General features: G+C 35.4%; 20 protein-coding genes. 7 read left to right on the top strand and 13 right to left on the bottom strand.

The genetic code is table 11. The annotated features are described in order from the left end of the window. Window positions 1-5 precede the first annotated feature (5 nt). The 12 genes from AC106K_RS15725 to AC106K_RS15670 all read right to left on the bottom strand — a co-directional run bounded on the left by AC106K_RS15725 (window position 6) and on the right by AC106K_RS15670 (window position 11,448). Complete coding sequence (locus AC106K_RS15725) at window positions 6-1,505, bottom strand: hypothetical protein (RefSeq protein ID WP_482446427.1); 1,500 nt, start codon at window positions 1,503-1,505, stop codon at window positions 6-8. A gap of 3 nt (window positions 1,506-1,508) precedes the next feature. Continuing rightward, a complete protein-coding gene (locus AC106K_RS15720) occupies window positions 1,509-2,609 on the bottom strand; it encodes a DegT/DnrJ/EryC1/StrS family aminotransferase (RefSeq protein WP_482446426.1) in 1,101 nt (366 codons plus the stop codon). A 3-nt stretch (window positions 2,610-2,612) separates the two neighbouring features. Continuing rightward, on the bottom strand, window positions 2,613-3,545 hold the full coding sequence (locus AC106K_RS15715; protein WP_482446425.1) for a GNAT family N-acetyltransferase: 933 nt from the start codon (window positions 3,543-3,545) through the stop codon (window positions 2,613-2,615). Continuing rightward, entirely contained in the window at window positions 3,535-4,023 is a 489-nt protein-coding gene (locus AC106K_RS15710) for an acyltransferase (protein WP_482446424.1), read from the bottom strand. Before AC106K_RS15710 ends, AC106K_RS15715 begins: the two co-directional genes overlap by 11 nt. Further along, window positions 4,010-4,942, bottom strand: a complete 933-nt coding sequence (locus AC106K_RS15705; RefSeq protein WP_482446423.1) for a DegT/DnrJ/EryC1/StrS family aminotransferase — start codon at window positions 4,940-4,942, stop codon at window positions 4,010-4,012. The genes AC106K_RS15710 and AC106K_RS15705 overlap by 14 nt, the downstream gene beginning before the upstream one ends. Further along, window positions 4,929-5,354 (bottom strand): sugar 3,4-ketoisomerase, encoded by a 426-nt coding sequence (locus AC106K_RS15700; protein WP_212650278.1) that lies wholly within the window; start codon window positions 5,352-5,354, stop codon window positions 4,929-4,931. Before AC106K_RS15700 ends, AC106K_RS15705 begins: the two co-directional genes overlap by 14 nt. After that, entirely contained in the window at window positions 5,344-5,745 is a 402-nt protein-coding gene (locus tag AC106K_RS15695; protein ID WP_482446422.1) for a sugar 3,4-ketoisomerase, read from the bottom strand. Before AC106K_RS15695 ends, AC106K_RS15700 begins: the two co-directional genes overlap by 11 nt. Further along, the gene (locus AC106K_RS15690) at window positions 5,742-7,001 is read right to left on the bottom strand and encodes an ABC transporter ATP-binding protein (RefSeq protein WP_482446421.1); all 1,260 of its coding nucleotides are present in this window, start codon (window positions 6,999-7,001) and stop codon (window positions 5,742-5,744) included. Before AC106K_RS15690 ends, AC106K_RS15695 begins: the two co-directional genes overlap by 4 nt. A gap of 44 nt (window positions 7,002-7,045) precedes the next feature. After that, a complete protein-coding gene (locus AC106K_RS15685; protein ID WP_482446420.1) occupies window positions 7,046-7,894 on the bottom strand; it encodes an ABC transporter permease in 849 nt (282 codons plus the stop codon). A gap of 173 nt (window positions 7,895-8,067) precedes the next feature. Next, the gene (gene rfbA / locus AC106K_RS15680; RefSeq protein WP_482446419.1) at window positions 8,068-8,931 is read right to left on the bottom strand and encodes a glucose-1-phosphate thymidylyltransferase RfbA; all 864 of its coding nucleotides are present in this window, start codon (window positions 8,929-8,931) and stop codon (window positions 8,068-8,070) included. Between the two features lie 119 nt (window positions 8,932-9,050). Continuing rightward, window positions 9,051-10,130: a dTDP-glucose 4,6-dehydratase gene (rfbB, locus tag AC106K_RS15675; RefSeq protein ID WP_482446418.1), complete on the bottom strand. Its 1,080-nt coding sequence runs from the start codon at window positions 10,128-10,130 to the stop codon at window positions 9,051-9,053. Window positions 10,131-10,134: 4 nt separating this feature from the next. Further along, entirely contained in the window at window positions 10,135-11,448 is a 1,314-nt protein-coding gene (locus AC106K_RS15670; RefSeq protein WP_482446417.1) for a UDP-glucose dehydrogenase family protein, read from the bottom strand. Between the two features lie 214 nt (window positions 11,449-11,662). Here AC106K_RS15670 and rimP point away from each other — a divergent pair, with 214 nt between their 5' ends. The 3 genes from rimP to infB all read left to right on the top strand — a co-directional run bounded on the left by rimP (window position 11,663) and on the right by infB (window position 16,426). After that, a complete protein-coding gene (gene rimP, locus AC106K_RS15665) occupies window positions 11,663-12,130 on the top strand; it encodes a ribosome assembly cofactor RimP (RefSeq protein WP_482446416.1) in 468 nt (155 codons plus the stop codon). 17 nt (window positions 12,131-12,147) lie between these two features. Beyond that, complete coding sequence (gene nusA, locus AC106K_RS15660) at window positions 12,148-13,383, top strand: transcription termination factor NusA (RefSeq protein WP_047097519.1); 1,236 nt, start codon at window positions 12,148-12,150, stop codon at window positions 13,381-13,383. A gap of 76 nt (window positions 13,384-13,459) precedes the next feature. Continuing rightward, the gene (infB, locus tag AC106K_RS15655; protein ID WP_482446415.1) at window positions 13,460-16,426 is read left to right on the top strand and encodes a translation initiation factor IF-2; all 2,967 of its coding nucleotides are present in this window, start codon (window positions 13,460-13,462) and stop codon (window positions 16,424-16,426) included. A gap of 83 nt (window positions 16,427-16,509) precedes the next feature. Here infB and AC106K_RS15650 read toward each other — a convergent pair whose 3' ends face one another. Further along, entirely contained in the window at window positions 16,510-17,190 is a 681-nt protein-coding gene (locus tag AC106K_RS15650) for a hypothetical protein (RefSeq protein ID WP_482446414.1), read from the bottom strand. 427 nt (window positions 17,191-17,617) lie between these two features. Here AC106K_RS15650 and AC106K_RS15645 point away from each other — a divergent pair, with 427 nt between their 5' ends. The 4 genes from AC106K_RS15645 (at window position 17,618) to bshC (ending at window position 25,745) form a co-directional block, all read left to right on the top strand. Next, complete coding sequence (locus tag AC106K_RS15645) at window positions 17,618-20,476, top strand: SusC/RagA family TonB-linked outer membrane protein (protein ID WP_482446413.1); 2,859 nt, start codon at window positions 17,618-17,620, stop codon at window positions 20,474-20,476. A gap of 12 nt (window positions 20,477-20,488) precedes the next feature. Beyond that, on the top strand, window positions 20,489-22,114 hold the full coding sequence (locus AC106K_RS15640; RefSeq protein ID WP_482446412.1) for a RagB/SusD family nutrient uptake outer membrane protein: 1,626 nt from the start codon (window positions 20,489-20,491) through the stop codon (window positions 22,112-22,114). 90 nt (window positions 22,115-22,204) lie between these two features. Further along, window positions 22,205-24,145, top strand: a complete 1,941-nt coding sequence (locus AC106K_RS15635; protein ID WP_482446411.1) for a putative porin — start codon at window positions 22,205-22,207, stop codon at window positions 24,143-24,145. A 13-nt stretch (window positions 24,146-24,158) separates the two neighbouring features. Further along, the gene (gene bshC / locus AC106K_RS15630) at window positions 24,159-25,745 is read left to right on the top strand and encodes a bacillithiol biosynthesis cysteine-adding enzyme BshC (RefSeq protein ID WP_482446410.1); all 1,587 of its coding nucleotides are present in this window, start codon (window positions 24,159-24,161) and stop codon (window positions 25,743-25,745) included. Window positions 25,746-25,750 lie beyond the last annotated feature (5 nt).

Here is a 25,750-nt window from a genome sequence, read left to right as displayed (position 1 = left end):
TTAAATTATCTATTAAATAAATATTTGATCGTTTGTTTCAAGGGTAAGACTTTTACCCACGAAGGATTGTTTAAGGAAAGTTCTATAACTTTTAATTTTGAAAGAAATCCTAAACGGTTAGTATACGAATAGTGATCGGTTGACTTTGACTCAATAACTGATACCAATTCTTCATCTCTTCCCTCTATATATTTTTCTTCGTTAGCAATAGATCTTATATTATGGTTTTTATTTTGAGAAAACCTTTTGACATTTTGCAGTTTTATATTCCATCCTTGTGATGAATAATTTTCCTTTAAATATTTAATTTGCAGTGTGTTGGCGGAATTTCTGTAGTTTTCGTCTGTGATCATTTTCTCCACTTCAAGTTCCCAGCTTTTCAAATCTTCCGGATAGAATATTCCTTTTTCTTTGTTACCATCAAATATTTTATAGACACTTGCAGGGTGGTAGTGTAATACAAAGGGTACACCAGCCATTGCAGGTTCCAGAAGTGAGGTGAAAGATGGGATAGGGAACCCTTCTAAATATAAATCAGCATTTTCAATGTATTGGTTAATATCTCTTGTCGGATGGACGAAAACTAACCTTTCATGCTGGTAAATTTTTCTCTTTGGACTATTGGAATCAATACCAATAATGGTAAAGACAACATGTTCAAATTTTTTTACAATTTTTAATGCTTCCTCATAGAAATTATATTCCTCATTGGGCTCATATTTGGATTCTCTGCCAATTGAAATAATACTAAATGTACTTTTTTTTGTCTTTTTTAAAGAATATGACTGGTCTACAGGTATTGGTAAAAAAAACTGATCTTGTACTGGAATATTTCTGTTTTCAGAATCTTTTAAAATGTTTGATTCTCTTATTTGAAGTAGAAAATCTGTAACAGGTGCGCCCAGCCAATAGGTGTGTTCAGCATGATTTAGAAAAAAGACTGGACTTTTTAATTTTTGCGAAGAAAAAACCAAAGAAGGGATGACATCATGTGGATGAATGTGCAGAACAATTCTACTGAAATCATTCTCCTTCAATGTATCTACTATCTTTTGGGCTTTTTCAATGATACTTAATTTTTGATCATAAACAAATAAATTTTGATCAATATTATATTGATAAGATTTGGCTATTTCAGAGATTTCCTGGAAATTCTGCCATGTACTCATCAGATAATGTTTACTGTTTTTGTCATTTTCTATCCAGCTGAAAATAAGTTTTGAATGTCCCCCAATACTGCTGATTTCGGAAAAAAGATGTAGTGTTCTGTCTTCTGTAGGTTCGTGATTGGGCGATTTATCAAAATTTATATTTTTAAGAGCAATTTTTCTGATCATTGATTCAAAACAATTAGAGGTATAATATCCGGGGAAATTATACCATGCCGAATAGGATACTTTCTCTATGTACATCAAGCAATCATTATACTTCTTTTCGGTAAAAAGAAGTGTAGCGATCTTTAACGTTTTAAGGAAGTATTTTTTATTCTCTAAGAGTCTTGACATGGATTAAAACTTATTTATAATCTCAATAATTTTATTTATTTCTTCTTCATCCATAACAGGAGAAATTGGAAGACTCAATACTTCTGCATGAATCTTTTCACTGATTGGAAATGACAGGTCATTCCAATCTTTGTAAGCTTCTTGTTTATGAGGTGGAATGGGATAGTGAATTAAAGTCTGTACGCCATTTTCTGTAAGATAAGACTGCAGCTCGTCTCTTCTTTCTGATCGGATCACGAATACGTGCCAAACGTGTTCATTTTCATCAGCCGGATATTCCGGAAGAATGACTGCCGGATTTTTTATTTCGTTAATAAAACGCTTTGAAATTTCCCTTCTTATTTCGTTTTCTTTATCAATATACTTTAACTTAATATCCAGAACCGCAGCCTGAATCTCATCAAGCCTTGAATTTAATCCCTTATAGATGTTTACATACTTTTGATTGGAACCATAATTGGCCAAAGCCCTGATTGTTTTCATTAAATCATCATCATTTGTCGTTACGGCACCTGCATCCCCCAGAGCTCCCAGATTTTTGCCAGGATAAAAGCTGAACCCGGCAGCATCACCAAGATTTCCTGATTTTGTTCCATTCCATTCTGCTCCGATTGCCTGGGCATTATCTTCTATAATTTTGAGGTTATGCTTTTGGGCAATTTCTTTAAGTGAATCAGAAAATACAACTCTGCCCTGAAGATGGACGATGAGAATACCTTTGGTTTTTGAAGTTATTTTTTCTTCAATTTTAGAAATGTCAATATTATAGGTGTTAATTTCCGGCTCTACTAAAACTGGGACTAAGCCATTATCTGAAATAGCTAAAATAGAGGCAATATAAGTATTGGAAGGAACGATAATTTCATCTCCAATATTCATTACTCCTAATTCTATATAGGCTCTCAAAATGAGTCTTAAAGCATCCAGACCATTGGCAACACCAATAGTATGTTTGACTCCGATATAATCTGAAAGATTTTTTTCAAAATTTGAAAGCTGACTTCCCATTAGATACCATCCGGAGCGGAAGACTTCTAAAAGTTTTGTCTCTATTTCATTTTGATATTGTAAGTTTACCTTTTGTAAATCAAGAAATTTAATCATAGTTTAAAGTTTAATTGAATAAAAATCTAAGGCAATTCCTCTTGCTCCCATATTCTCTTTCTGCTGAATTAATCCCTCATTTAAATATATACCTTGGTTTTCTGTAGAAATTCCGAAGCTGTAATATTTTCTGTCTTTGAATTGTTCTAAAAGAGCATGATTGATAAAATCAAGTGCCCCTGTCTTCCTGCCTTCTGATGAGGCTGCCATGTATTGGGTATGAATGGTATTTCCAAAATCAAAAATAACAATACCAGCTAAAAGCTTGCCATCTTTACGGGCTTCAAAAAGTCTTATGTTATCTGGAAATTTTTCTTTTAATAAGGCTATTTCCTCTATCGTATGTACCGGTTTTGCATCAAATTTCTGAAGAACAGAAGAAAGTAAACTCCAGTATTCTTCAAAATTTGTTTTTTCGCTAACGGTTACTTTATTTTCTTCACATTTTCTTACCAACTGTCTTTTAGTTTCCGAAAACCGGATAGGATGAGAGAGATCAATAACAGATGATATATCTCTTCTAAAAAGATTAGCTTCATTACGGAAAAGAGCATATAAATCTTCTTCAGAGGGATATTTATGAAAAATATGAGGAACAGCTTTGTATATTATTTCATTGAAGGAAAGAGCAGAATAATATTTCTTTACTTCAGCAAAAATATCTAAAACGTCTATTGCTTTTATAGCATGTGATATGATCAACGACCCAAAAGTTAAGCCACCATGAGAAATAATCTGTCTTCCGGATTCATTTGCAGGTAATAACGCTGCAATTTTATTATTTTTAAAAATGAGTAGTGAATGATCTTTGAAACGGTCAGAATGGTATTCCATAAAATCTCTGTCAAAAAAGAAAAGTCCGTTTTTTGATGTTGAGATAAAAGAATTCCAAATTTCTTTATACGAATTATTGTATTTGATTATTTCAAATTTCATCAGGTGATAATAATGTTTTTATAAGTTTTGCGGGGTTTCCTCCAATCATGGAATAATCTGGAAAACTTTTATTAACAAAACTGTTTGCTGCTACTACACAGAACTTTCCTAATTGTACGCCCGGCATAATGACCACATTGGCCCCAATCCAACTGTGATCACCAATTTGTACTTCTCCTGAAATAAGAGGAAATATTTTTTGCATTTCTTCACTTGCATTAGGACCGGAATCCGTCATAATGTTTACATTTTGTGCTATAGAAACATGTTTTCCTATTGTAAGCTTTCTACTAAATCCGTTAAGAATACTGAACATCCCTACATAAGATGATTCCCCAATTTCCAGCTGATTATTTTCGGATCCATAAATACTGCATAGCTTTGCAATTTTAACATGATCTGCAATTTTCACATTGTTTATTGAGGTACTAGGATCAATAACAACATTTTCACCTATTGAAATATTACTTATTTTCATAGACAAAATATTCTATAAGGTTAACAATATAATCCATTTCAAAAATCCCCAGGTTTTGATGAACTGGTATGAAGAATACATCCTTACCGTAAAATATACTACATTCTATTCCATTCTGCTGAAGAAATATTTTTAATTCAGATAGATCACAGCCGTTATTTTCAAACATACAAACAGAAGGAGTTTCATATTCATTATAATCAAAGAATGATTTGAAACCGATTTTTTCTAATTTTGAAATTAAATATTGATTATTTTTTCTTCTTTGTATAATAATATCTTCAACGTCTTTTAGATAATGCAGGCATATTTTCTGTAAATAATTCTGATATGTCTTTTCCGTTTTTAATTTATAGTCATTATGATTGATTCTTAATATTCCACCAAATTGTACTGGGAAAAATTTAGGAACACTATAAATGGTAAAGTCTCCATATTGACCTATTTGATGTTGCGAGTTGTTAGACAGCATACTCATGGCACAGTCTTCAATGATAGGAATATTATAGCTTTTTATTTTTTCCATGTCAGGGTAAACTTTTCCAAACTCGTGGATAACAAAAATTAATTTCGTCTTATTTGTTTTTTCTCTTGACCAATGGCAAAATTTTTCAATTTCCTTAGTTACACAACTACTTATGTAAAAATTGGAAGTTGTGGTTATGATAAGGACTTCATCATCACTTTCAAGATTATAGAAACGTAACGCTTGGTTTATTGCCTCCTTACCGCTCAAAAAGATTTCATGCTTTTCCCCAAAAAATGAATGAAATTTTTTTAATAATTCTTCATCAGAAGGGTAGTCGTCTTTTACAATTGAATCATTTTTCCCTAAATCAGATGTTCTGAATGGACTAATGAAGAAAGACGGTTGTCTGAAGTTTTCAGGATTTATGATTTGCCCTTTATAAAAGATCATTTCTTAATTTTTTGAAATCCTCATAATTTCTTATGTAGTCTGCTTCATTGTAAGAATGAGATGCAAGTACCAGACAAATTGCTCCTGAAGAAAAATTAATTTCAGAAGCCCATATCCCCGGAGGAATATGTAACCCCAAATCAGGACGGTTAAGAAAAACCTGTCTCTTAAATTTTCCATCATCTAAGGATACTTCAAAGCTGCCACTTGCCGCAATCAGGAACTGATGGCATTCTTTGTGCGAATGTGCACCTCTGCTTTCTCCTCCTGCAATATCATATAAGTAGAAAACTCTTTTTACATTAAATGGAAATGCGGAATTATTTTCAACTACTGTAAGATTGCCTTCATCAAAACTGATTTTACCTAAATCAATAACATTACAGTCAAATACAGAAATATTATTCTTCATTAGTCAGTATTTTAAATTCTTCAAAATTTCTTATGTAGTCATTTTCATTGTACTCCTTGTCCGAGACAATAAGTGCTAATGAATTGGTTGAAAAGTTTTCCAATCTTCGCCAAAACATTTTAGGAATATATAAGCCATAGTAAGATCTGTTCAGTGAAAATCTCTGTTCTGATTTTCCATTATGGATTACCACATCAAAACTCCCTGAAAGGGCAATAATGAATTCCTGCTGTTCCTTGAATGCATGGCTTCCTCTTACTTCTCCTCCGGGTACATCATATACCCAATATGTCCTTTGTATCTCAAATGGCAGTTGATTGGGATGTTCAAAAAATGATAAATTCCCTCTTTTATCATATATTTTGGGCAATTCTATTATCTTAGGACTCATGGTGTTTGTACTTTATATTCAAAAAACGGTCTGGTGATCCCCGGATAGATATGCATCATTGTTCCAACTTTCACATTTTCTACCTCAAACCCGATAAATTCATCAATTCCATAGAGAAGAATTTTTTGATCTTTTCCAAAATAGAGTCTGAAATAGTAATTTCCGGCATTCAAAAGTCCGGCAGGTATGTCAAATTCTACAGTATATTCTCCAACTTTTGAATCGTTGTTTTCAGAAACAAATTTCCCCACATGGAAAATAACCAGTTCTTCATAATTTTTTAACTCAAATGTTGTGTCAAGTGTAATATCTGGGCAGTAATTATGAAAAACAAGCTTTACATGTACTCCGGAATCAATATCCAGTAGATCTCCTTTAATTGGAGATACAGAAAATTCTTTTATTCTGATATTTTCATTTCCCAGAGCTTCATCAAGATTCCCATTATAAATATAAGAACTTTCTTTTGCACTGCTTTTTTGATATTCTATAATGGTATTAAGAATATCTCCTTGGTAATCAATTTTTCCTTGATTTAAAAGAATTCCTTTTGAACACAATTCTTTTATGGCCGTCATATTATGACTTACAAATAATATCGTTCTTCCTTCTCCTCTGGTAACATCATTCATCTTACCCAGGCATTTTTTCTGAAACTCAGCATCACCTACAGCTAAAACTTCATCCACAATAAGGATTTCGGATTCTAAATGAGCTGCTACAGCAAATGCAAGGCGGACATACATTCCCGAAGAATATCTCTTCACTGGAGTATCAATATACCTTTCTACTCCTGAGAAATCAACAATTTCATCGAATTTCCTTGTAATTTCTTTTCGTGTCATTCCAAGAATAGCTCCATTAAGAAAGACATTTTCCCGTCCCGTCATTTCAGGATGGAAACCTGTTCCTACTTCCAACAATGACGCAATTCTTCCATGACTGTATATTTTACCGGTTGTAGGTTTTGTAACTTTACTCAGCAACTTCAGCAATGTTGATTTCCCGGCGCCATTCCTTCCGATGATTCCCACGGCTTCACCCTGCTTAATTTCAAAATTGATATCACGAAGAGACCATACATATTCAGAATCTCCCTTAGTGGTTCTGTCATTAGCTTCACCAATCTTCAGATAAGGATCTTCTTTTCCTCTTACTTTATGCCAGAACCTGTTGAGATCATGGGAAAGAGTACCTGTCCCGACTTGTCCCAGACGGTATTGTTTTGATATATTTTCTGCTTTTAAAGCCAGCATATTTTAATGATTTAAAGATTAATAAGAAAGTTTCTCAATAAATGCTATACAGTATCCATAAAGCTTTTCTCAACCTTATTGAATACAACAATTCCTATCATCAAAAGAATGAGAATGATAACCGTACTGATTCCAAGCATGGCAGGAGAGAAGTCTCCAGCCCCAATCCATGCATATTTAAAGCATTCAAAAATACCCGTTAAAGGATTATAATAGGCTAGTTTTTTAAAGAACCCCGGTAATGAAGATACCGGATAAATAACAGGGGTGGCATACATGTATAAGCTAACCCCAAAACCTAACAACATTGCCAGATCCTTATATTTTGTGGTAAGTGAAGAAAATATCATTCCCACTCCCAGGGCGAAAAGTGCCATTAAGAATATAAGGAAAGGAGTTGCAAGAATCCAGATATTAGGATGAACTTCTCCTTTATTGAGATAGTATGCCCATACAAGAATAAATAACAGAAACTGTACCCCAAATCTCATAAGGTTGGAGAGGACAATGGAGAGTGGAGTGACCAGTCTGGGAAAATAAACTTTTCCAAAGATTCCCGCATTTCCTGTAAATGTAGAGGAGGTAGCGAGTAATGAGGATGAAAAATAATTCCAAAGGGTAACACCAGCCAGATAAAAAAGTAGTGGGGGGGCTCCATCGGTAGGTAATTTTGCAATTCTTCCAAAAATGATAAGATATACGATGGTTGTTAAAATAGGATTGATAAAAAACCATATAGGTCCTAATATGGTCTGCTTAAAGCTGGATACAAAATCTCTCTTGACAAACATATAGACAAGGTCCTTATATTTCCAGACTTCTTTTAGCTTTAAATCAAGCAACGAATGATCAGAATCAATCGTCTCTGTCCACTTCTGTTGTGGTTCATTCATCTGTGTAAGTTTTTTGCAAATTTATATATAATTAATTCTTACAATTTTTTTTAGTTTGTGGATTGTTATTCTCATAAAACTAAAAAATTACAACTAATATATTGATATTTGTTGGTATGAGCAAAAACTATTGGCATAAGGCCAATAGTTTACAAAATAGATAAAGTTAGTTGTTATTTACTGATCAATTGTTTCAAATATTCACCATAACCACTTTTACCATATTTAGCGGCAGTCTCAAGTAGTTTTTCTTCATTGATGAATTTATTTCTGAAAGCAATTTCTTCAATACATCCGATTTTGAAGCCTTGTCTTTTTTCAATCACGCTTACAAATTCAGAAGCATCATGAAGAGAGTCAAAAGTTCCGGTGTCCAGCCATGCAGTACCTCTGTCCAGAACGGCAACTTCAAGTTTTTCGTTCTTTAGATAAACATTATTAATGTCTGTGATTTCAAGCTCACCTCTTGCAGAAGGTTTGATGTTTTTTGCAATTTCTACTACATTATTGTCGTAAAAATATAGACCCGGCACCGCATAATTTGATTTCGGATGTAAAGGCTTCTCCTCAATGGAAACAGCTTTAAGATCTTTATCAAACTCTACGACTCCATATCTTTCAGGGTCTGCCACATGGTAAGCAAAAACAACCCCTCCGTCCGGATTGGTCTTATTTTTCAATAATGTTCCCATTTCTGAACCATAGAAGATGTTATCACCCAAAACAAGAGCGGCAGAATCGCTACCAATAAATTGGTCACCAAGAATGAAAGCTTGGGCCAGGCCGTCCGGGCTAGGCTGTACGACGTATTCTATGTTACAGCCGATTTGTGAGCCGTCTCCTAAAAGTTTGATGAATCCCGCCTGATCATGGGGCGTTGTGATAATTAAAATATCCTTGATGCCCGCTAAAAGAAGCGTGGAAAGTGGATAATAGATCATGGGCTTGTCGTAAACAGGCATTAATTGCTTGCTGACTGCAATGGTTAGAGGGTAAAGTCTTGTTCCGGAACCTCCGGCTAATATTATTCCTTTCATGTGTTGTGCGAATTACGCCAATTTCGTTTGTGTGTTATATGGATCGTTATTTTGTGATTGGAGGGAGTGAGAATAAATAAAATCAGGTTAGATTTTCGCTTTTTCTCAATAATGGAGATTTAGCTATATTGTTTGTTGTAATACTCCTGGTAGTTTCCTGAAGTTACATTCTCCAGCCATTCCTTATTTTCAAGATACCAGTCAATTGTTTTTCCTAATCCTTCTTCAAAAGTTACAGATGGTTTCCATCCTAAATCTTTATTAAGTTTATTGGCATCAATTGCATAACGTTTGTCGTGACCTGGTCTGTCTTTTACAAAGGTGATCAGCTTTTCAGAGTATCCTTCCGGTTTTCCTAATTTAGCATCCATTTGTTTGATCAGTTCTTTTACCAGATCAATATTCTGCCATTCGTTGAATCCTCCGATGTTGTAGGTTTCTCCGGTTTTTGCTTCATTAAAGATCTGATGGATTGCTCTCGCATGGTCGATTACAAATAACCAGTCTCTGGTATATTTCCCGTCACCGTAAATTGGTAAAGGTCTTTCGTTGATGATATTTGAGATACAAAGTGGGATCAGCTTCTCAGGAAAATGATTAGGCCCGTAGTTGTTTGAACAGTTTGATACGATGAAAGGCATTCCGTAAGTATTTCCGTAAGCTCTTACCAAATGGTCAGAGGCTGCTTTTGATGCAGAATACGGAGACTGTGGATCATAAGGTGTTGTTTCTAAAAAGAATCCTGTTTCACCTAAGCTGCCATATACTTCATCTGTAGAAACATGATAGAATAAGTTGGTTCTTTTTTCTGCCGGGAATCTGCCATGAGTGTGGTCTGGGTTGAGTGTCCAGAACTCTTTGCACAGATTAAGAAGATTAGCCGTTCCGTTTACGTTGGTGTTGATGAATGCCATCGGATCGGTGATACTTCTGTCAACATGGCTTTCTGCAGCAAGGTGTACAACAGCGTCCGGATTGTATTTTTCAAAAACCTTTCTCAGTTCTTCTGGTTTTGTAATGTCTGCTTTTTCGAAAACATAATTAGGCTCATTTTCAATGTCCTTCAGGTTTTCAAGATTTCCAGCATAGGTAAGTGCATCGAGGTTGATAATGGTGCTGTCCGGATTATTTTTTACAAATTCTCTTACAACGTGAGAGCCAATGAATCCTGCTCCGCCTGTAATAATAATATTTTTCATTTATTTATTTTGAAATGGTCTTTCTTCCTATGCTCTTGTAATGAAACCCGTTTTGCTCGGGGATTTCTAACGGATACATATTTCTGCCGTCAAAAATAACCTTGTTTTTCATCTTTTTAGCCATAAGTTCAAAATTAGGATTTTTAAACTCCGGCCATTCAGTTGAAATAAATAAGGCATCGGCTTCTTCCAGTGCATCATACATTGTTTTCGCATATTGTATTTTGTCACCAATAAGCTTTTGAACATTGCTTTCTGCTACAGCATCATATGCGGTGATTTTTGCTCCTTTTTCTAATAACAGAGCAATATTGTCTAATGATGACGCTTCTCTGATGTCATCTGTGTTCGCTTTAAACGCAAGTCCCCACATCGCAATCTTCTTGCCTTCGATATTTCCGCCGAAATACTTTTCAATTTCAGAAACCAGAATCACTTTCTGTGTTGTGTTGACTCTTTCGGTAGCTTCAAGAATCTGGAAGTTGAAATCTTCCTGTTTGCCGGATTTTATAAGAGCTTTTACATCTTTAGGGAAACAGCTTCCACCATATCCGATTCCCGGAAATAAGAATCTGTGTCCGATTCTATCATCACTTCCCATCCCAAGTCTTACTTTATCTACGTCTGCACCTACTTTTTCACAGTAGTTGGCAATTTCATTCATAAAGGTAATCTTTACAGCCAGGAATGAGTTGGCGGCATATTTAGTAAGTTCAGATGATTTCTCATCCATAAAGATAATGGGAATTCCGGTATTGGTAAAAGGCTGATAGATTTTAGACATGATATCTTTTGCTCTTTCGGAACTTGCTCCTACCACCACTCTTGATGGATTCATAGAATCTTCAACAGCAAAACCTTCTCTCAGGAATTCAGGGTTTGAAACAACGTCAAAAGGGAAGTCTGTTTTTGCGGATATGGTTTCTCTTACTCTGTCTGCAGTTCCTACCGGTACGGTACTTTTGTTGACAATGACCTTGTATTCAGTCATCATCTCTCCAATATTGTTAGCTACCTGAAGGACATAAGAAAGATCTGCAGATCCGTCTTCTCCCGGAGGTGTAGGTAAAGCCAGATAAATGACCTCACTTTTGTCTAGTGCTTCCTTCAGATCGGTGGTGAAAAATAATCTTTCGGATTGGATGTTTCTCAGGAACATTTCTTCAAGGTTCGGCTCATAGATGGGAACTACGCCGTTTTTCATACCTTCTACTTTTTTTTCATCAATATCAACACAGTATACTGAATTGCCAAGTTCTGCCAGAGTAGTTCCTGTAACTAATCCTACATAACCTGTTCCTACAATCGTTATATTCAAAATGTTTGTTTTAAAATTCTAAAGACAAAAGTAATAAAAATCCTGTCATATACTCTTTTAATTTATTGTAAAAGGAATAGGTGCTATTTGCTTGATACTTAAGATAATTTTGCATTTTTAGAAAAAAAGCGTATATTTGCATTGGATTTACGGAAAAAATGGGAAGGCTTCGGAAGAAAGCCTTTTTTCGTACTGTAAATCAAGATAAAAATATATGGAGTTTAGAAAAAGAATTGAAGAATTATTAAATGAATTCCTTGAGACCAGAAAAGATCTGTTTCTTATTGATCTTAAAATTTCTGCAGGGGATGATATTACAGTGATTTTAGATGGTGATAACGGAGTTTCTTTGCAGGATTGTCTTGATGCAAGCCGTGCTATAGAATTCAATATGGATCGTGAAGAGCATGACTTCAGCCTTCAGGTGATGTCTGCCGGATTGAGCGAACCATTATCCACACCAAGACAGTTCAGTAAAAACATCGGAAGAGAGATTGAGGTGATGCTTGAAGATGCTTCCAAAATTGAAGGAGAATTGTCAAAAGTAGACGATCAGAAGATAACACTGATTCTGCGTTACCGAAAACCGAAAGATATCGGAAAAGGGAAAGTAGATGTGGAAGAGGAGAAGGAGATTTCATATCCTGAAATCAAAAAGGCATTAGTAGTAATTAAATTTTAAAAAAGAAAAAAGAATAGATGGATAATATAGCGTTGATTGAATCCTTTGGTGATTTTAAAGACGAAAAAGGGATCAGTAAGATTGATCTTATGGCAATTATTGAGGATTCACTGAAGACACTTTTGAGAAAAAGATTTGATTCAGATGACCATTTTGATGTGATTGTAAACCCGGATAAAGGAGATTTTCAGATATTTTTGAATAAAACAATTGTAGAGGACGAAATGTCTGAAGATGATGATTTGGAAATTGAAATTTCTGAAGCAAAGAAGATTGACCCTACCTTCGAAGTAGGTGAGGACTTTACAATGGAAATTCCTGTTGCACAGTTGGGAAGAAGAAATATTCTTACCCTTAAGCAGATTCTGGCTACAAAACTTCAGGAGCACAATAATGCAATGCTGTACGAGCAGTTTAGAGATAAAATCGGGGAAATTGTAGTAGGAGAAATCCACCATATCCGTCACAAACACGTGATTTTGCTGGATGATGAAGGGAATGAATTTATTTTACCGAAAGAAAACCAGATCCCATCCGATTTCTTTAAAAAGGGTGAGAATATCAGAGCTATTGTTGAGACAGTAGATTTTAAAGGTTCTAAACCACAGATTATTATTTCCAGAACTGCACCTAAGTTCCTAGAGAAGTTATTAGAGCTGGAAATTCCTGAGATCCAGGACGGAACAATTATGCTGAAAAAAGTAGTAAGAATTCCTGGTGAAAAGGCGAAGATTGCAGTAGATGCTTATGATGACAGAATCGATCCGGTAGGAGCTTGTGTTGGGGTAAAAGGGTCCAGAATTCATGGCGTTGTAAGAGAGTTGAGAAATGAAAACATCGATGTTATTCAGTGGTCTAAAAACCCTGAGATTTTGGTGAAGAGAGCATTAGGAAACGTGACTGTCAATAAAATTGACATCAACGAGGATCAAAACTATGCATTAGTATATACTCCTGTTGAAGAGATTTCTAAAGTAATTGGAAAACAAGGACAGAATATTAGACTGGCTTCTTGGTTGTCAGGATATGAAATTGATGTATACAGAGAGTCCAGCGAGGATGACGATGTTGAATTGAGAGAATTTAACGATGATATCGAGCAGTGGATTTTGGATGAGTTTAAAAAAGTAGGACTTACAACTGCAAAATCAGTATTGGATAAAGAAACTGAAAGTCTTTTAAATATGGTAGACCTTGAAGAAGAAACCATCGAAGAGGTTAAACGTATTCTGAGAGAAGAATTTGAAGATTAAGATTGTAAATAAATCTTAATAAACAGTAAAAAAGAAATACTTTAATTTTAAAAATTAAAAACAGTAAATAATATAGATGCCAAAAATTAGATTAAATAAAGCGGTTAAGGAATTCAACATTTCGATGTCCAGATTAGTAGAGTTTTTACAATCAAGGGGTTTCGAAGTTGAAGGCAATCCTAACGCTCAATTGGAAGAATCGGCATATTCTGCATTGGAGGCTGAGTTTGCTAAAGATGGCGAACAACGAAAGGCTTCCCATGAGGTGGTGATCACTAAAGTTCCGGAAGAAAAACTGGAAATTGAAGAGAAGAAAACCCCTGAAGTGATAAGAGCTAAAGCAAATAAACCAGAAACTAGAATTTTAGGTAAAATTGATCTAGAACCTAAGAAGCCTGAAGTTGAGGAAGCTCCCGCAGCTCCTGTGGCTCCTGTTGCAACACCGGTTGAAGAAAAGAAAGAAGAAATCGTGAAAGAAGAACAGCCGGAAGTAAAAGCAGCTCCTGAAAAGCAGGAATTCAAAGTTTTGGATAAAATTGATTTGTCTCAAATAGAATCTAGAAACAGACCTGTGAAAAAAGACAAACCAAAAATGGAGGAGAAAAAAGAAGAAGTAAAACCTGTGGAACCAGTAAAAGAAACTCCAAAACCAGTAGTAGAAGAGAAAAAAGCAGAAACTCCAAAAGTGGAGGCAGAGCCGGAATCTCAAGAACCACAGAAAATTGAGACAGTGTATCAGAAACTTGACGGTCCTAAGATCGTTGGGGAAAAGATCGACTTAACTCAATTTGCTCCAAAACCAGGTGCTGGTGCAAAAAAGAAAAGAAAGAGAATTGAAAAACCAGGTGGCCAGAATAACCAACAAGGTCAGGGGAATAATCAAAACTCAGGAAACAATAATAACCAGGGTGGTCAAGGCCAAGGAAACCGTCAGCACAACAACGGTGGACAAGGTGGAAACCGTCAGGGACAAGGCGGACAAGGAAACCGTCCTCAAGGTCAGGGTGGCCAGGGAGGAAACCGCTTCGGAAACAACCAGGGAGGTGGAAACCGTCCGGGTGGCCAAGGTGGTGGATTCAAGAAAGGTGGTCAGAACAACAGACCTGGTCAAAGAGTTATGCCAGTTGAATTAACTGACGAACAAGTTAAAAACCAGATCAAGGAAACCTTAGAGAAACTTACCAACAAAGGAGGTAAATCTAAATCTGCAAAACACAGAAAAGATAAGAGAACTTTCCGTAGAGAACAGGACGAACGTCAGCAGGAACTTGAGGCACAAGACAGAACGCTGAAAGTAACAGAATTCATCACAGTAGGTGAATTGGCAAGTTTGATGAACGTTTCTCCAACTGAAGTAATCTCTGCTTGTTTCTCACTTGGGGTAATGGTAACCATGAACCAAAGATTAGAGGCTGATACCTTATTATTAGTAGCAGATGAATTCGGTTATAAAATTGAATTCTCTGATGCAGATCTTGAAGATACAGATGCAGAAGACGAAATCGATACTGAAGAAAGCTTAGTGTCAAGAGCACCTGTTGTTACGGTAATGGGACACGTTGACCATGGTAAAACTTCATTACTGGATTACGTTAGAAAAACAAACGTAATTGCAGGTGAATCAGGAGGTATTACTCAGCACATCGGTGCTTATAATGTGAAACTGGAAAATGGTCAGAGAATTACATTCTTAGATACACCAGGTCACGAAGCCTTTACGGCGATGAGAGCAAGAGGTGCACAGATCACGGATATTGCGATTATCGTAATTGCAGCCGATGATGATGTAATGCCACAGACAAAAGAAGCTATTGCTCACGCACAGGCTGCAGGAGTACCAATGATTATCGCTATCAACAAAGTAGATAAGCCGAATGCTAACCCAGACAACATCCGTCAGCAGCTTTCAGGTTTAAACCCACCGGTTTTAGTGGAAGAATGGGGAGGAAATGTTCAGGCTCAGGAAATTTCAGCTAAATTCGGTAATAATGTAGATGTATTATTGGAGAAAGTTTTATTACAGGCAGAAATGCTTGAATTAAAAGCTAACCCTGACCGTTCAGCAAATGGAGTTGTTATTGAAGCTTCTCTAGATAAAGGGAGAGGATATGTAGCAACGATGTTGGTACAGACCGGAACTTTAAGAGTAGGTGACTATGTTGTAGCAGGTAAAAACCATGGTAAAGTAAAAGCATTGCTTGATGAAAGAGGGAAGAACCTTGCGGAAGCTGGACCTTCGATTCCTGCAACAATCTTAGGTTTAGACGGAGCACCTACAGCAGGTGATAAATTCCGTGTTTATACTGACGAAAGTGAAGGTAAAGCTATCGCTAATAAGAGAGAACAGTTACAGAGAGAACTTTCTATCAGAACGAAAAAACATACAACGCTTGAAGAATTAGGTAGACGTATTGCTTTAGGAGAATTCAAAGAATTGAATATTATCCTTAAGGGTGACGTGGATGGTTCTGTAGAAGCACTTTCTGATCAGTTACAAAGATTATCAACAGAAGAGATCAGCGTGAAAATCCTTCACTCAGGTGTAGGACAGATCACAGAATCTGATATTAACTTAGCGGCAGCATCAGATGCTATTATCATCGGATTCAACGTAAGAGCCGGTGCAAATGCAAAAGAACTTGCAGACCGTGAGGAAATTGAGATCAGAACATACTCTGTAATCTACAAAGCTATCGATGAAGTAAAAGAAGCGATGGAGGGAATGCTTTCTCCGGAAATTCAGGAGCAGGTAATTGGTAACGTTGAGATCCGTGAAGTATTCAAGATTTCTAAAGTAGGTTCAATTGCCGGATGTATGGTTCTTACCGGAAAAGTAACAAGACAGTCTAAAGTACGTTTGCTAAGAGATGGTATTGTGAAATTTGACGGAGAACTTGAAAGTTTGAAACGTTTCAAAGATGATGTGAAGGAAGTAACAAAAGGTTACGAATGTGGATTGAACCTGAAAGGGTATAACGATATTGAAATCGGAGATATTCTTGAAGTTTACGAAGAAGTAGCTGTTAAGAAAAAGCTGAAATAATATAATTCAGATATAATATAAATCAGGCACCTCATTGAGGTGCCTGATTTGTTTTTTACAATACCTTTAATGTTTTCTTTTCCCTAGTTCTGATTCATAAAGTTGACAAGCTTTATCAGATCTTCATCTTTATCAAATTTTATCTTATTTGATTTACAAAAATCATTTAAGCTGTCTTTTTTATCCGGAAATAACTCAATTATATCTTTCTGGTTTCTCGGTTTCTTGATAAGACCTTTCTCTGTTTTGATATAATATACAGAAGGCAAAGTTCTAAAGTTGGCAGGTCTTTCACTTGCATAAGAGTTAGCTGCTGGAACAACATCAGTGAATTTGGTTTTGATCTTCTTATATAAGCTGTTTTTACCATTTACCAATTCAAAAAAGTATCCGCTCAGTTCATCTGAAGTCTGAAGGTATACTATTGTTTGTTTAGGAGAAGCAATTTCAATTCTTGAAAAGTCAGCGGTTTTTGGAAGAACCTGAACTTCTCCGTTTTTCTTAAACTCTACTTCGTCACTGTAGCTGTTATAACGTACAGGAACCTGTTCGTAGTTGGCTGCAATTTTGGCGTTGGAAAATTCTTTGCCAATATAGGGTGAGTCTCCGACGATTTCTTCATATTTAAATGTTTTACCTGTGGTAGACTTGATGCCATCAAATACTGCCTGTGCCCCTGTAGTTCCACTTACTGAAAGTGTATTTTGTGCAAAGCTGAAACTAAAACTAGCCAGAGCGAATGCGGTTAAAATTGTTTTCTTCATTCTTTTTATGAATTTATGGTTTTGTTTTCAAAAGTATAAAAATATTATTTTAAAAAAAGAAATTAAATGGATTTCTGCTTATGGAATAAGGTTTTTTTTAAATTAATGAATAAAACAACAATGGGTGATATAAAATTTTCGGTTTTCACCTTAAAATAGCTAGGAGTCTGAAAATTAGAGCTCTGTAATTTAGATTTATTATAAATAGTTTTTTTTTAATTGACGGAAAACTGTTAAAGGAGTGGTTTTTTAGAATTTGTTTTGAATTTTTTAGAATAATACAGAGCTAAAATTGTGAATTGTTTTATGTATGTGGTGATAAAATTATTATATTGTGAATATTGAAGGGGGTTGCGAATGTGAAAAATTTGCCAGTATTAATATTTATTAACATATTTGCTGCTAAAATATATTAAAATTTGTTAATATGAATGTTAAACTACGTGTATTAACAGCTGGTGTACTGTTTTTTACAGGACAGGCTGTATTTGCTCAGGAAAATGACTCTAAGGACAAGAAGGACAAAGAGACGAAAATTGAGGAGGTCGTTGTTTTGGGGTATAGTAAAACTTCTACCAAAGCTAAATCTACAACTTCCACGGTTACTGTTGGAGCAGAAACATTAGAAAATAGACCTAATATTTCTGTTTTGAATTCAATTCAGGGAACTGCACCTGGTATTGTTATTAACTCAGGATCAGGATCTCCAGGATCTGGGAAATTCAATATCTTGATTAGAGGTATGAGTTCACTGAACGGTTCTACAGACCCTTTATATGTTGTAGATGGTGTTATTACATCAGGATCTCAGTTTAGAAACTTGAACTCTTATGATATTGAAACGTTCAGTATTCTGAAAGATGCTCAAGCTACTGCGATCTATGGTAACAGAGCAGCGAATGGAGTTGTAGTAATTACAACAAAAGGGGGTAAATTTAATTCAGGGTTAAGGGTGTCTTATGATGCATTAACATCATTTAGTACTATGCCTGAACCTGATTACAACATGTCAAACGGTCGTCAACTATTGCAGGTTCAAAAAAATGCTAATAGTGGATTTGGTAGGACCTTGACTCAAGACCAAATTAATAATTGGGCAATTGATACAGATTGGAAAAAACAATTTACACGTGTAGGAATTTCTCAACAACACAATTTAGCCATTACTGCTGGAGGTGAAAATATTAATAACTTTCTCTCTCTGGGCTATTTAGATAGCGAAGGAAACGTAAAGTCTACAGATTTTAAAAGATTCACTTTAAGAAATAACCTTAATGGTAAATCTAAAGATGGCAAATTGACATTTAGTGCTATTATGGGACTTGGTTATTCTAAGAGAAATCAGTTGGATGATGAGACGAATGATGGTATTTCTAATAACGTATTACAAAACCCATTATTTGGAAGTATTCTTTCTCCTACTTACGTAGCACCTTCACCATATGCAAATGGACAGGATCTATATAATGCTATTAAAGGAAATACTGCCGGAAACAGAGCTTGGATTCTTCAGGATAATATTAACGGGGGGATCAGAAATAGATTCACGGAGTTAAGTATTTCTACAAATGCCAATGTAAACTACAAAATAACTGATTACTTAAGCGTTGGAAATAGAACAGGTATTGAATATAAAGAATATGAAAGGATATTCGCAAGATCAGCTAATGGATATTTGGCTGTAAACGGAGCTGCCGGCCAGGGTGCTAAGTATGGTGGTTTTGAAACTTTCGATACAACAAAAGATTTAACTTTCAACAGTATTACCAACATTTCATTTAACAAATCTTTTGGTGATCATACTATTTCAGCTGCAGCGTATATGGACTATATCAAAGTTCATGTAAATAACAATACTCAAACGCAAAATGGACTAAACCCATTACAATGGCAGTTTGGAGCAGGTACTGGATATATTCCATTTAACCCGGATACACCAAATATCTACAGACCTACAGTAAGCGGCTCAAAAGTAACAGCTGGTACATTAGCTTACTTCGGAACATTAGATTACGATTATAAAGATAAATATGGAATCAGTGGAGTTGTAAGAAGAGATGGATCTTATCGTTTCTTACCAACTAACAGATGGGAGACTTTCTGGTCAGTAGCTGCTAGATGGAATATTGACAAAGAAGACTTCATGGCTAATTCTGGATTTAGATTATTGAAGCTAAGAGGGTCTATTGGTACAACAGGAAATCAAAACTTAGGGCTTACAGCAAATAATGCTAACCCATTAGCATTAAGACCTAATAATTATATTGACAGATATAATGGTATTTCAGGATATCAAAATATTTTAGGTTATCAGTTTGTCAATTTGGCGAACCCATATCTAAGATGGGAACAAGTAAAACAAACAAACGTAGGGGTTGATTTCAACTACAAAGGTATTGTAGAAGGTAGTTTTGATTACTACCAAAAAAGAACAACAAGAATGTTTAATGACATCCCTAGATCAGCTGTAACTGGGCAGTATACGATTAGAGGAAACGATGGTGTTCTTGATAATAAAGGGGTTGAAGGTTTGATCAGATATAATGCTATCAAAACTGAGAACACAAAACTATCTATTTTTGTAAATGGGGCTTACAACTCAAACAAGATTGTTTCAATGAGTAACGAAAACTTGGCTGGTGATGTTGTAAATGCTATTGGAGGTCCTGCAGGACAATATCAATTGTATCCTTATATTGGTGTGAATCAAGCTAATGGTAATATGCAATTCCTTGATATAAATGGTAATATTACAGAAAATCCACAACCGTCAGACAGAAGATTGACTGGAAAGTCTAGATATGCTAAATTCACAGGTGGTTTTGGATTCAATTTCCAACATAAAGGCTGGTTCTTGGATACATTGTTCTCTTATCAACAAGGAGGATATATCTATGATAACTTATATTCTTGGGTGATGAATCCTAACTATGCTGCTAATAACATTAACGTTTCTGCTGATTTATTAAATGCTTGGACCCCACAAAATACCAATACTGATATACCATCATTAAAAGCAGTAAATGCAGGAACAGATGGATCTTCAGATAGATTCTTATATAAAACAGACTTCATAAGACTTAAAAATGTTTCTTTAGGATATTCCTTTACTAAAGATCAATTAGGTAAATTACCAGTGAGAGGAATTAAAGTATTTGTTCAGGCTGAGAATATCTATACTTGGACAAGCTGGAAAGGATTTGATCCAGAGCCAGTTACTGACTATTCGTTAAATGTATATCCTAACCCTAGAACGGTTTCGGTGGGATTAAATGTTGATTTTTAATAAAGAAGAATTATGAAAAGAATTATAAATACAGTATTAATTTTAGCAACTTTATCCTCAGCTACATTTACTTTAAACAGCTGTCAGGATGCGTTGGATATCAAACAGGCAGGACAACTTGAGGATACCGATGTTTATACAAGTGTTGCCAATTTAGGTGAAGTTTTAAATGGTTCAGTATATGCTCAATTTGAACCTATTGATGAAATATATTTTACAGCCGTATTTACGGATGAAGTAAAACCAGGTTTTGGTAGTGGTAGTCAGGAATTTGAACTACATAGATACTTTTTGGATCCATCCACTCAAGTAGTTGGAGGCGGAACTGTAAGTACCGGTACTAGTAATGGAATATGGCTTAATAACTACATCGTTATTAACCGTGTGAATAGACTATTGGAAGGAGCTAAGAAAATTACACCTAACGGTGCTACTGAAATAGCTCAGTATAATAGTATTCTAGCACAAGCTAGAGCTATTAGAGCTTATTGCTATGTTCAGTTAGAGGCTTATTTCTCTCCTGATATGAAAGATCCTAATGCTTTAGGTGCTATTCTTGTGAAAGATGTGCCTGCTACTGATGCTAAGTTACCAAGAGCAAAAAATCAGGATGTTTATGACTTTATCAATGCTGATTTAGATTATGCAAGAGGTATTTTAACATATTCTACTACTGATGCTTCTAGGTATACTGTTGGTAAAGCTTTTGTAAATGCTGTTACAGCTCGTTTTAACTTATATAGAGGAAATACGGTATTAGCTAAGCAATATGCTCAAGAGGTAATTAATAATGCACCTGTTGTAGATGCAACGACCGGATCGAAATTGTCACCGGCGACTCCATATCAGCCTTCAGGAGCGAATCCTCCTGCAGTTGGTACCGCTGCTTGGAATACAGCGTTTTATGGTGTAGCTTCTTCTTTCAATCCATATAGAAATTTATGGAATGATTCTGCAAAAGGAGAAATCGTTTTCTCTTTAAACAGATTAGCTCTTGGAGCAGGACTACCTATAGGAACAAGATGGAATACCAACCAATCTAACATTAATGGAGTTCCAATGTGGGTTTGGGGAAGAAATATCTATAATATCTTTAAGAATACACCAGGAGATATTAGAAAGTATGCTTATGTAGATCCTACAACAGCAGAAAATCCTAATTATCAGGATCCAACTGAAGATCCTTTGGATGACGCTTTGATCATTGATAAATATCCAGGAAAAACAAGTACTGCTACTAGAAATGACGTTAAGGTATTTAGACTTTCTGAAATGTATTTTATTGTAGCTGAAGCTGAAACTGCAGCAGGAAACTATACGGCTGCTCATGATTTGATTCAGAAAGTAAGAGAGGCAAGAAACTATTTAGGTGCTGCAACTACTCCTACATATGGTAATGCTCAGACTGCATATGCAGATATTTTGAAAGAACGTAGAATCGAACTTGCACTGGAAGGTCACCGTTATCTTGATCTGAAGAGACTTGCTACAGTGGCTGGTGTGACAATGGATAGAAATGCAACAGATGATATAGTTCCTGTTACTAATCTTCCAAATAATAGCTATAAATATACATTACCTATTCCAATCAATGAGATTGCAGGTAACCCAAGTATTCAGCAAAACCCTGGTTATTAATCAACAATAATCATATTATATAGAACCCCTGCTCTGAGCAGGGGTTTTTATTTGCTATTATTTCTTATTTTTGCTGAACAATAATGAATAATGAAGTACATCCTTTTCATACTTTCCTTCTTTAGTTTCGCAGCGCAGGCTCAGATCGTTGATAAAGCAGATGCCAAGAAGCCGCCGATCAAAAAAGAAGATACATTGGTAATCGATTCCGGAAAAAAAGATTCCCTGAAAATTTTTAAACCTACTATTGAAGATTACCAGTATCAAACTCAGTTTTCAGAAAAGAAAGTCTTTGATACGGTCATGACTTTTGATAAAACCTATATTTTTTCTCAGCAAAACAATCGTGATAATTTTGGAAGAGTACAGCCTGCCAATATCGGTTCAGGATTCAATCCTTTAGTATTTGAAGTAAACCCGGAGCAGAATTTATCTCTATTGCCATCCAATAAATCTTATATGATTCTTGGAGCCAATGATGTAAAATATTATGATGTAAAAACACCTACGGCAACGTTTATCTATCATAATGCTATGCGAAACGGAGCAGCTTTAAATTCTACCTATACCCAGAATATCGGGAAGCGATTCAACTTTGCGTTAGAATATATGGGGCTTCGCTCTCAGGGTCTTTACAGAAACTCATTATCAGCCAATAACAATACTATATTTTCAGGACATTATGTTTCTAAAAGTGGAAACTATGAGCTTTTTGCCCACTATCTTCATCAAAACGTAAATAACCAAGAAAGTGGGGGAATTACAGAAGATAATCTGTTTCAGAATGGGGATAGTAACTATAAAAACAGACAGAATGCTCAGGTCAATCTTGCCTCAACAAGTTCTCAGTATTCTTACAGAAGATATTATCTGAGTCATCAGTTCACACCGTTCAACGCTGAGAAATTTCCTTTCAGTATCAGACATACTATTTCTCATCAGGGAAATAAATATTACTATAATCAGGGGGCATTAGAAGGGTATTGGTATGATGCACCTACTGATTTAGTGAATGGATTTTCATTGACAACCAAAAAATATTCTGAAAACTTCAGCAATACCGTAAGTCTGATTTTCAATAATGAGAAATTCAAACTGGATGCCGGGGTACGTTACCAGATGATCAAATTGGGAATAAGAGATGTAGTGACTCTTAATGGTGTCCCTTTTCCAAGCGAGCTTAAAGAAAACAGAATTGGAGCTGTAGGTAATCTGCAGGTAAAACTTTGGGATAAAATACAGTTGAATTCATTTTTAGAATTTTCAAACGGAAGTCAGTTCAAAAGCTATCTGAGAACCGCCAATAGTTTGAAATTCGAGCCGATAAAAGATTATTTTGTTAATGCTAAAGTAAACTTTCAAAGTGCTTATCCTTCATTCAACTACCTGTTGAATACTTCTGTTTACAACAATTTCAATTATTATCTGGACAATGCTAAGAATCAGTCGGTGATGGAAGTAGGCGGAAGTATCAATCTGAAGTGGTTCAAAACTGAAATTTTTGCCAATTATTTCAGAATCGATAACTATACCTATTTCGATAGCAATGGAAACCCGAAACAAAGCGATAATTCTGTGAATATCTCTCAGATCGGAGGAGACGCTACGTTCAGTTTCAACAAATTCCATTTGAATACAAGACTGCATTTCCAAAATACATTAACTAACAAAGAATTACTTCCTTTGCCAAGTTTCATCGGTAGAGCCAATTTCTTCTATCAGACCCAGGCATTCAAAAAGGCAGCGGAAATTCAGGCAGGGATCAAAGTATATTACTTCTCTAAGTTTGCATCAAGAGATTATTTCCCGGTGCTTAACGAATATATTCTTCCTAATGCAAATTCATTCTCCATCGGAGGACAGCCAATTGCTGACCTTTATATCAATATGAAAGTGAAAAAGATGTTCTTTTTCATAGAAGGGCAGCAGATAGGGACTTTTATTTCCCACAACAAAGCATACGCATTTCCACATTATCCGGTATATGATTTCAGACTGAACATCGGGATTGTGTGGTATTTGTTCAACTAAAAACGATACAGGGTTGAAAACAATTAATAAAATATCATTCAACGATATAGAAAGCATACCTCAATTGGTAAAAGATTTTTTGAATCAGAAAATTGAAGGTTTTGAAAATAAAATATTTTCTGTTGAGCATTTCAGCCAGCAGATTCATTTGAAAAAAGAGTCTTTTACTTCAGAGCAGAGAGAGGTTTTGCATCATGTATTGAGCGAACAGCTTTCAAACCTTAAGCTTTCTTCAAAGCAGAAAGAGAATCTTGAGGATCTTAAGCTTCCCAATACATTTACCATTACAACCGGACATCAGCTGAATCTTTTTTCCGGGCCTGTTTTCTTTGTGTATAAAATTCTACAGACAATCAAGACCTGTACCTATCTGAAGGAATATTTCCCGGATTTTAATTTTGTTCCCGTTTATTGGATGGCCTCAGAAGATCATGATTTTGCTGAGATCAATCATTTTAAAACCGAGAACAATTACTACGAGACCAACGAAAAATCAGGTGGCCCTGTGGGAAGAATTGAGATCAGTGATACCTATTTTATTTCGGAATTTGAAAAAGAGTTCAAAGATTCTATTTTCGGAACCGAACTGATCTTAATGATGAAGGAAGCATATAAGACAGGGAATACATTGACTGAAGCAATCAAAATACTTGTCAACCGCCTTTTCTCTGAGTTTGGCCTTCTGATACTGGATGGAGATTCCAGAGCACTGAAAACTCAGATGAAAGAGATCTTTAAGGATGAGCTGCTTGATTTCAGTCTATACAAAAACTCTAAAAATAAAGTAGACCTTCTCACTGAAAAGTATGGTAAGGTTCAGGTAAATCCACGTGAGATTAATTTGTTCTACCTCTCTGATACGAGAGACAGAATAGAATTCGATGGTCAGAAATATAACGTAGTAGATAAAAATATTCAGTTTACGGAAGAAGAGATTTTATCCGAACTGGAAAACCATCCTGAAAAATTCAGTCCAAATGCATTAATGCGCCCGGTCTATCAGGAAAATGTGCTTCCCAATCTGGCTTATATTGGTGGGAATGCTGAGATCATGTACTGGCTTGAACTGAAAGATTACTTTTCCGAAATTAATATCCCTTTTCCTATTCTTATCCCAAGAAATTCTATGTTGTTTCTGAAAGAAAAGACATTAGGGAAAATTGAAAAACTGGATCTTACAATAGAAGATTTTTTCCAGAATTTCACAGTGATCACCAATCAGAAAATTTTAGAAGATAATGCTATTTTAAAATTATTGGATGAAAAGGAAAACTTACTGATCAATAATTTTTCTGAACTTCGTGCTTCTGCAGAAACTACCGAAAAGTCTTTCGGAAATATGGTGAAAGCTGAAGAAGTGAGACAGCTGAAGTCATTTAAAAGAATGAAGAAACGTCTGCTTCATGCTGAAAAAATAAAACAGAACGAATTGCTGGAAAGGCTTGAAAATCTGTTTTTAGACGTTCACCCTGCTAAAACATGGCAGGAAAGAGTCTATAACTTTAGTGTATTCTTTTCAGACTATGGCTATTCGTGGCTTGAAAATTGTTTGGAAGAGATGGTGGTTCAAGATTCCAAATTAATAATTGTTGCCATTTAATTTTA

The organism is Chryseobacterium sp. FR048 (assembly GCF_056844665.1).
The sequence above is the reverse complement of the archived record's forward strand: the minus strand, read 5'-3'. Positions and strand labels throughout refer to the sequence as shown.

What these genes read in the sequence shown, in the direction of transcription:
- infB (WP_482446415.1), top strand. Translation starts at nt 13,460, where the DNA reads ATGCCAAAAATTAGATTAAATAAAGCGGTTAAGGAATTCAACATTTCG.
- AC106K_RS15640 (WP_482446412.1), top strand. Translation starts at nt 20,489, where the DNA reads ATGAAAAGAATTATAAATACAGTATTAATTTTAGCAACTTTATCCTCA.
- AC106K_RS15650 (WP_482446414.1), bottom strand. Translation starts at nt 17,190, where the DNA reads ATGAAGAAAACAATTTTAACCGCATTCGCTCTGGCTAGTTTTAGTTTC.
- AC106K_RS15695 (WP_482446422.1), bottom strand. Translation starts at nt 5,745, where the DNA reads ATGAGTCCTAAGATAATAGAATTGCCCAAAATATATGATAAAAGAGGG.
- rfbA (WP_482446419.1), bottom strand. Translation starts at nt 8,931, where the DNA reads ATGAAAGGAATAATATTAGCCGGAGGTTCCGGAACAAGACTTTACCCT.
- AC106K_RS15685 (WP_482446420.1), bottom strand. Translation starts at nt 7,894, where the DNA reads ATGAATGAACCACAACAGAAGTGGACAGAGACGATTGATTCTGATCAT.
- AC106K_RS15635 (WP_482446411.1), top strand. Translation starts at nt 22,205, where the DNA reads ATGAAGTACATCCTTTTCATACTTTCCTTCTTTAGTTTCGCAGCGCAG.
- AC106K_RS15700 (WP_212650278.1), bottom strand. Translation starts at nt 5,354, where the DNA reads ATGAAGAATAATATTTCTGTATTTGACTGTAATGTTATTGATTTAGGT.
- rimP (WP_482446416.1), top strand. Translation starts at nt 11,663, where the DNA reads ATGGAGTTTAGAAAAAGAATTGAAGAATTATTAAATGAATTCCTTGAG.
- AC106K_RS15710 (WP_482446424.1), bottom strand. Translation starts at nt 4,023, where the DNA reads ATGAAAATAAGTAATATTTCAATAGGTGAAAATGTTGTTATTGATCCT.
- AC106K_RS15690 (WP_482446421.1), bottom strand. Translation starts at nt 7,001, where the DNA reads ATGCTGGCTTTAAAAGCAGAAAATATATCAAAACAATACCGTCTGGGA.
- AC106K_RS15720 (WP_482446426.1), bottom strand. Translation starts at nt 2,609, where the DNA reads ATGATTAAATTTCTTGATTTACAAAAGGTAAACTTACAATATCAAAAT.
- AC106K_RS15725 (WP_482446427.1), bottom strand. Translation starts at nt 1,505, where the DNA reads ATGTCAAGACTCTTAGAGAATAAAAAATACTTCCTTAAAACGTTAAAG.
- AC106K_RS15715 (WP_482446425.1), bottom strand. Translation starts at nt 3,545, where the DNA reads ATGAAATTTGAAATAATCAAATACAATAATTCGTATAAAGAAATTTGG.
- AC106K_RS15645 (WP_482446413.1), top strand. Translation starts at nt 17,618, where the DNA reads ATGAATGTTAAACTACGTGTATTAACAGCTGGTGTACTGTTTTTTACA.
- AC106K_RS15705 (WP_482446423.1), bottom strand. Translation starts at nt 4,942, where the DNA reads ATGATCTTTTATAAAGGGCAAATCATAAATCCTGAAAACTTCAGACAA.
- rfbB (WP_482446418.1), bottom strand. Translation starts at nt 10,130, where the DNA reads ATGAAAAATATTATTATTACAGGCGGAGCAGGATTCATTGGCTCTCAC.
- nusA (WP_047097519.1), top strand. Translation starts at nt 12,148, where the DNA reads ATGGATAATATAGCGTTGATTGAATCCTTTGGTGATTTTAAAGACGAA.